Source organism: Streptomyces sp. NPDC048255 (genome assembly GCF_040652415.1).
In the GTDB taxonomy this organism is placed as follows: domain Bacteria; phylum Actinomycetota; class Actinomycetes; order Streptomycetales; family Streptomycetaceae; genus Streptomyces.
Genome location: NZ_JBEZMA010000117.1, coordinates 1 through 6714 on the forward strand (window position 1 = coordinate 1; position 6714 = coordinate 6714).

Genomic DNA, 6714 nt, shown 5'->3' on the forward strand with positions numbered 1-6714 from the left:
TGAACGTCTCCACCCACAACGGCTCAGTCCGCAACACCCCACCCATACAAGCAAAATGCCCAAGACTGAGCCTTCTGCAACAACCTTTAGGGCCTCGAACGGCCGAGCCCACGGTGGCCGGTCACCCGGGTGGCGGATGGGCCGGGCTGCCCCGTTGAGCCCCCGTCCGCCGGGCCCGGCGGACGCGGTCGCGACCGTCCGTCACTTTCCGGGTCGCGTGCGGGGAGGGTTGCGGCGCAGGCTGTGGTGCGTGGTTCCGTGTCGTAGCCCGGAGAGGTGGTCGCCGTGGTGGGTCGCAGAGCCTGCGCGGGCATCGTGATGGTGCTCTCGCTGGCCTTCGTGGCGGGCTGCTCGGCCGAGGGCCCCGGCGCAGGCCGTGCGGAACCCGGCGCGCAGGTCACCGGCCGCCCCTCGCGCGCCTCCTCACCCCCGCCGCCGGCCGTGAAGGGCGAGGGGAAGCTGGTCGCCACCTACGAGCGGGGCACCACGATCGGCGACACGCACGCACAGGGCTTCCTGGAGGACCACAAAGTGCTGCAAGAGGTCGCCGATTACGCGAACTCGCTGATCAAGCTGGCCTACGACGTGCCGTTGAAGGCCGCGACCTGCGAGGACGGCAGCGCCTCCTGGAACGCCGACTCCAAGGACATCACCTACTGCTACGACTTCGTCAACCAGATGCGCGGCATCTACGAGGGCCAGGAAACCCAAGGACCGGCCGAGCAGCGGGACAGGGCGGTCGACGAGGACCTGATCGGGCTGACGAACGGTGTCCTCTTCCACGAGCTGGCCCACGGCCTGATCGACATGTACGACCTGCCGATCACCGGCCGGGAGGAGGACGCCGCCGACCAGCTGTCCGTGCTCCTGCTGGCCGGCGGCGACGAGAAGCACAAGGCGTACGCGATGAGCACCGTCAACGCCTGGGGCGGCCTCTGGGACTTCGACGGGGTCGAGGGGGACGAACCGGGCTCGTACGCGGACGGGCACTCCCTGAACGCCCAGCGCTTCTTCAACTGGTCCTGCTGGCTCTACGGCTCAGACCCCCGGACCTACTCCTACGTCGTCCAGAGCGAGACGAACCCCGACGGAGTGCTGCCCCAGGACCGAGCGGAACGGTGCCCGGCCGAGTTCGACAAGCTCGACCAGGCCTGGGGCACCCTCCTGCACCCCTACCTCAGGAACCCCGACAGCTCCTGAACACGCCGCCCCACCCGCCCGGCTCCGGTCCCTGCGGAACGCGAGGAGGCAGGATCACCGCATGACCAAGGAGGCGACCCGCGCCAGGCGCCTGCGCCGCACGGCCGACACCCCCTGGCTCGGCGCGGAACTGCCCTGGCGGACCCTCGCGGTGGCCCTGATCGCGGTCCTGCTGGTGGCCGCGGCGGGCATCGCCCTGTACTTCGACGAACGCGACACCCGCCGTCGGCCGATGCTCGTCGGCCCCGCCCAGAACGCCGACCGGGTGGACATCGAGGCGGCCGTGCAGCGCACGGACCCGGCCGATCACAGGATGATCCTGCGGGTGCGCGTGACTCCCCAGGGCCGCCTCCTCGATCCGTCGGGCTTCCCGGTCACCGACGTCACCCTGCACGCCGCGGCCTCGCAGGAGGAACTGAGGTTCACCACCGCCAGCGGAGTGTGGATCAAGGACATCGAGGTGCCGCTGCTGGACGGCACCTCCTCGGACTACCCCTTCGACCGGTACGCCGCCGACTTCGGCTTCGCCGCGACCACGGGCCAGGGCAAGACCGCGGCGCAGGTGCCGGTGCGCCTGGCCTTCCACGACGAGGACCCGTACTTCACGTACCGGACGCGGGAGAGCGCCTACGAGGGGCAGTTCGCCTACTTGAACAGCGAGGTGGTGAGGTCCCGCAGCACCTTCATCCTGGCCTGGTTCATGATCGCGGCCATGTGGGCGGTCGCCCTCGCCGTGGTGGTGGCCTGCTGGCTCGTGGTCGGACAGCACCGCGGCCTGCTCTGGCCCGCCCTCGGCTGGATGGCGGCCAGCCTCTTCGCCCTCGTCGGCCTGCGCACCGCCGCCCCGGGCTCACCTCCCAACGGCTGCCTCCTGGACTACCTCGCCTTCTACTGGGCCGAAGCCCTGATCGTCCTCAGCCTCACCGTGCTGGTCTTCCACGGCATCCTCATCGAACACCGCATCGGCGGCCCCGTACCCGCCACGGAAGCGCATGCGCCGGCCCGCCGGGGCCGTCTGCGCCTGCGCCGCACGCGCTTGCGTGGCGGATCCGTACGGGGCCGGCGGCGGAGCGTTCACAGGTTCCGGGGATGAGGGCCACAGGGGTCGTACTGCCCGACGCGAAAGCCTGGCCCTCCGGGGATGGTCAGCCGGATGCCGCGGCCAGGAGCACGTCCACGAGCCTGTCCGCGGCGTCCGGCCGCCCGTACGCCCGGGCCCGGTCCGCCATCGCCGCCCGCCGGGCGGGGTCGGTCAGGAGCGGGCCCACGGCGTTCTGCAAGGTCTGCGGGGTGACTTCGCCGATCAGGGCGACCGCGGCCCCCGCCTCGGCCAGGTGCCGGGCGTTGTGGGCCTGTTCGTTGCCGGCCGAGGTGGCGAGCGGCACGAACACGGCGGGCTTCCCCAGAGCCGTCAGCTCCGCGAGGGTGCCCGCCCCGCTCCGCGACACCACGACGTCGGCCAGCGCCAGGACGTCGGGCAGCTCCGCTCCGACGAACCCGGTCAGGTGGTACCGGCCGGCGAGGACCGGGTCCAGACCCGCGGCGGCGTTCCGCAGCTCGTCCACGTTCGCCGGGCCGCACTGGTGGATCACGTTCGCGTAGCTCAGCAGCCAGGGGAGCACGTCCCGGACGACGCCGTTGATCTGCTGGGCGCCCTGCGCCCCGCCGGTGACGTAGACCGTCGGCAGACGCCGGTCGAACCCGGTGAGGTTCAGCGTGTGCACCGCCTTGTCGGCGTGGCCGGTGAGGACCTCCGGGCGGACCGGGTTGCCGGTGACGACGGCGCGGTCCCGCACCTCGGCGGGCAGCAGCGGCAGCGAGGACTCCGAGGACACCGCGATCCGCGTGGCCGAGCCCGCCAGCTTCCGGTTCGCCAGGCCCAGGCGGACGGTCTGCTCGTGCAGGACCAGCGGGCGCCGGCACAGACGCGCGGCGAGACCGGCCGGAACGGCGACGTACCCGCCGGTCGCGAGGACGACGTCCGGCTGGAACTCGGAGACGATGGTCCGGGCCTGGGCCACCCCGAGGGGTACTCGGGCCATGTCCTTCACGTTCGCCGCGGACAGCATCTTGAGCGGGTTCGCCGAGCGGCGGATCTTCCCGGTGGCCACCGTCCTGAACGCGATTCCCTCCGCCGGGGCGACGCGAGCCTCGAGGCCGTCGGCGGTACCGATCCACAGGACGTCCAGAGTGCCGCCGGAGGCGGCGAGGCGGCCCTGCAGGGTACGGATGGCCGTGAGGGCCGGGTAGGTGTGACCGCCGGTCCCTCCACCCGTCACGAGCAGCCGGAAGGAACGCGGGAGCGAGGAGGAAGTGTTCACCCGGGCAACCCTACTGTCCGCGGTCCGCGGGGTACGAAGCCCCCTTGCCCTCGCGCGTGAAACCGGCCGTGCTCGCCACCGCAGGCTCAGCGTCCCGACTCCGCGTAGAGCTCGGGCTCCTCGAACGCCGCGAAGTGCCCGCCGCGTGCGGGCTCGGTCACGCGTACGACGTTCGCCCGGGCGTGCTGCGCGGGCGGGATCGCCGCGTTCGCCCGGTACATGCGCATCGACGAGCCGATCGTGCCCGGTGCACGGCGGCGTACGCGCCCTCCTGCCCGCCCCAGGCAGCGGCGCCCTCCAGCCAGGCGCGCTCCTCGGGGGCGAGGTCGGCCGGGTCCCCGGTGAAGACGGGCAGGCCCGCGTCGGTGCGGTGGACGGCCACGACCCGGTCGGGGTGGTCGAGTGCGAGGTAGCGGCTCACGTGGCTGCCGACGTCCCCTCCCGCGGCGCCGAATCGCGGGTAGCCGAGGACGCCCATGAGCGGGGGAGCCGGGCGAGCGCCGCCTCCTGCGCCGGCCAGTCGAACCCGTCCGCCCAGTAGGAGACGAGCTCGCGAAGGTAGTCCAGATCGGTTCCGAGGGACCCACCGGCGTCCTCGGGGGCGTCCGGCCAGCGCGTCGCGCGCAGCCGGGCCCGGAGGTCCGCGAGCGCTTCGGGGGAGGCCTGCGGGGCGTACGGCTCGGGGCGGGGAGGGGCGTCCGGCATGGGCCGCATGCTAGGTCCTGTCCGGGCGATCTGCGTGGATCAGCCCGCGTCGTCTGCTGCGGTGCATCGCAAGGCGGAGGATCGCAGCTCGTACTCGGCCGTACTCGCGCGGTCCGACAACGCGGCGAGGTGCCGTGCCAGGCGGCGCGGGCCCGCGAAGGTCGCCCGGACAGGGCCTGGTGCTGTGGGGCGGAGAGGTTCATTCGGCGGGGCCGGGAGGGAGGGTCGGAGGCCGATCGCGAGGGTCTGCCGCCGAGAGGTGCGGCGGGAGTGTGCCGGTGGCGGCGCCGTCGGCCTCCGCGGCGTCGGCGAGGGCCTCCGCGGCGGCTTCCGCCGCCTTCGCCGCGTCGTTCGCGGCCTGAACGGCCAGGTCGTCCGAGGACGCCTCGCGGGTGGCCGCGGACTGGGGGAGGACTTCGCTGAAGGCGCGGGTGACGTTCTGGAGGGCGGAGGTGACCTCGCCGGGTATCACCCAGAACGTGTTGCCCGGGCCTTGCGCGAGTTGGGGGAGCATCTGGAGGTACTGGTAGGCGAGCAGCTTGGGGTCGGGGTCGTTGCGGTGGACGGCCTGGAACACCTCGTCGATGGCGCGCGACTGGCCCTCCGCCTTGAGGATCTCGGCGGTCCGGTTGCCTTCCGCGCGCAGGACGGCGGACTGCTTGTCGCCTTCGGCGGTGAGGATCTGTGACTGGCGCTGTCCTTCGGCCCCGAGGATGGCGGCCCGCTTGTCGCGCTCGGCCCGCATCTGCTTCTCCATCGCGTCCTTGATGGACTGCGGCGGGTCGATGGCCTTGATCTCCACCCGGTTGACCCGGAGCCCCCACTTGCCGGTCGCCTCGTCGAGCACACCGCGGAGCTGGTTGTTGATGGTGTCCCGCGAGGTCAGGGTCTTCTCCAGGTCCATGGACCCGACGACGTTGCGCAGCGTGGTGACGGTCAGCTGTTCCACCGCCTGCAGGAAGTTGGCGATCTCGTAGGCGGCCGCGCGCGGGTCGGTGACCTGGAAGTACAGGACGGTGTCGATCTCGACGACCAGGTTGTCCTCCGTGATGACCGGCTGAGGTCTGAAGGAGACGACCTGCTCGCGCAGGTCGATCACCGGGTAGACGCGGTCGATGTAGGGGATGACGACGTTGAGTCCGGGCTTCAGGGTGCGGTGGTAGCGGCCGAGCCGTTCGACGTTGCGGGCGCGGGCCTGGGGGACGATGCGTACCGCGCGCAGCACGGTGAATACCGCGAAGACCGCGACGAGCAGGCCGGCGATGAGGAACGCCGATGCTTCCATGGTTCACTCCCGGGGGTAGACGAGCGCCGTGGTGCCTTTGATCTCGATGACGTCAACGGTCGTGCCGGGAGGGATCACCAGCGTCTCGTCGTAGGCGCAGGCCGTCCATTCCTCACCGCCGATACGGACCCTGCCGCCCAGGCCCGTCACCTCGGAGGTGACGTAGGCGGCTCCGCCGACCAGGGCGTCCACTCCGAAGCGTTCTTCCTGCGGTGGGGTCAGGCGGCGCAGGGCGACCGGACGTACGAAGACCACCGCGACCGTCGACACCACCGCGAACACCAGGAACTGCCACGGCAGGGGAAGCCCGAGCGCCGCGAATCCGGCGGTGATCAGCGCGGCGCCCCCGAGCAGCCCGAGCGCGGCGGTGAGGGTGAAGATCTCCGCCGCACCGAAGAGCAGCGCCGTGATCAGCCAGATCAGCCAGGGGTCCATCGCGTACGCCTCCTGACGTGGGAAGGAGGAGATTGCGGCTTATATCACTTTTCCAGCACTTTACCCGTTTCTCCTGGGGTGGAATCGGAATCCAGCTCCCGGGCCGTGGGGGCGGGCGTGCCTGCCGGTCCTCGTGGAACCCGCCGGCCGGTGACCGCCGCCCAGGCCTCATCAGGCGCGGCCGGCCGGATCCTGCACCTGGTCCGGTGCGTCTTCCGGGGATCCCGGCTGGGAGGGTACGGCGGCCAGCGCGGGCCCCGTGGGCGTTCGGCGGCGGCCGAACCAGGCCGCGGCGGGTTCCGTGTAGCGGGCCGTGAGCGGGCCGATCACCACGAGGATCAGGACGTACGCGGTGGCGAGCGGTCCCAGGGCCGGTTCGATGCCGGCGGTGACGGCCAGACCGGCGATGACGATGGAGAACTCGCCGCGGGCCACGAGGGTTCCGCCCGCCCGCCAGCGTCCCTTGACCCCGATCCCGGCCCGCCTCGCGGCCCAGTACCCGGTCGCGATCTTCGTACCGGCGGTGACGACGGCAAGGGCCAGCGCGGGCAGCAGGACGGGCGGGATGCTCGCCGGGTCGGTGTGCAGCCCGAAGAAGACGAAGAAGACGGCCGCGAACAGGTCCCGCAGCGGGCTGAGCAGGGTGTGCGTCCCCTCGGCGACCTCGCCGGACAGGGCGATGCCGACGAGGAACGCGCCGACGGCGGCGGAGACCTGGAGCTGCTGGGCGATGCCCGCGACGAGGAGGGTCAGGCCGAGGACCACGAG

At 72.0% G+C, this 6714-nt stretch carries 6 protein-coding genes and 1 pseudogene; 2 read left to right on the top strand and 5 right to left on the bottom strand.

The features are described from left to right. The first annotated feature begins 285 nt into the window (after positions 1-285). On the top strand, positions 286-1200 hold the full coding sequence (locus tag AB0D94_RS37445) for a DUF4344 domain-containing metallopeptidase (protein ID WP_362062338.1): 915 nt from the start codon (positions 286-288) through the stop codon (positions 1198-1200). A 61-nt stretch (positions 1201-1261) separates the two neighbouring features. Then, positions 1262-2293 (top strand): DUF4436 family protein, encoded by a 1032-nt coding sequence (locus AB0D94_RS37450; RefSeq protein WP_362062341.1) that lies wholly within the window; start codon positions 1262-1264, stop codon positions 2291-2293. 52 nt (positions 2294-2345) lie between these two features. Here AB0D94_RS37450 and AB0D94_RS37455 read toward each other — a convergent pair whose 3' ends face one another. The 5 genes and pseudogenes from AB0D94_RS37455 to AB0D94_RS37475 all read right to left on the bottom strand — a co-directional run. Further along, positions 2346-3521 carry a UDP-N-acetylglucosamine--N-acetylmuramyl-(pentapeptide) pyrophosphoryl-undecaprenol N-acetylglucosamine transferase gene (locus AB0D94_RS37455; protein WP_362062344.1) on the bottom strand — a complete coding sequence of 392 codons (1176 nt, stop codon included), beginning with the start codon at positions 3519-3521 and terminating at the stop codon, positions 2346-2348. Between the two features lie 86 nt (positions 3522-3607). Further along, positions 3608-4226, bottom strand: a pseudogene (locus tag AB0D94_RS37460) (epoxide hydrolase N-terminal domain-containing protein). 199 nt (positions 4227-4425) lie between these two features. After that, a complete protein-coding gene (locus AB0D94_RS37465; RefSeq protein WP_362062347.1) occupies positions 4426-5511 on the bottom strand; it encodes an SPFH domain-containing protein in 1086 nt (361 codons plus the stop codon). A gap of 3 nt (positions 5512-5514) precedes the next feature. Further along, positions 5515-5946, bottom strand: coding sequence for an NfeD family protein (locus AB0D94_RS37470; RefSeq protein ID WP_362062350.1), 432 nt, complete (start codon positions 5944-5946; stop codon positions 5515-5517). 171 nt (positions 5947-6117) lie between these two features. Continuing rightward, on the bottom strand, positions 6118-6714 hold a 597-nt coding region (locus AB0D94_RS37475), incomplete at its 5' end, for a cation:proton antiporter (RefSeq protein WP_362062353.1).

What these genes read in the sequence shown, in the direction of transcription:
- AB0D94_RS37450 (WP_362062341.1), top strand. Translation starts at nt 1,262, where the DNA reads ATGACCAAGGAGGCGACCCGCGCCAGGCGCCTGCGCCGCACGGCCGAC.
- AB0D94_RS37465 (WP_362062347.1), bottom strand. Translation starts at nt 5,511, where the DNA reads ATGGAAGCATCGGCGTTCCTCATCGCCGGCCTGCTCGTCGCGGTCTTC.
- AB0D94_RS37470 (WP_362062350.1), bottom strand. Translation starts at nt 5,946, where the DNA reads ATGGACCCCTGGCTGATCTGGCTGATCACGGCGCTGCTCTTCGGTGCG.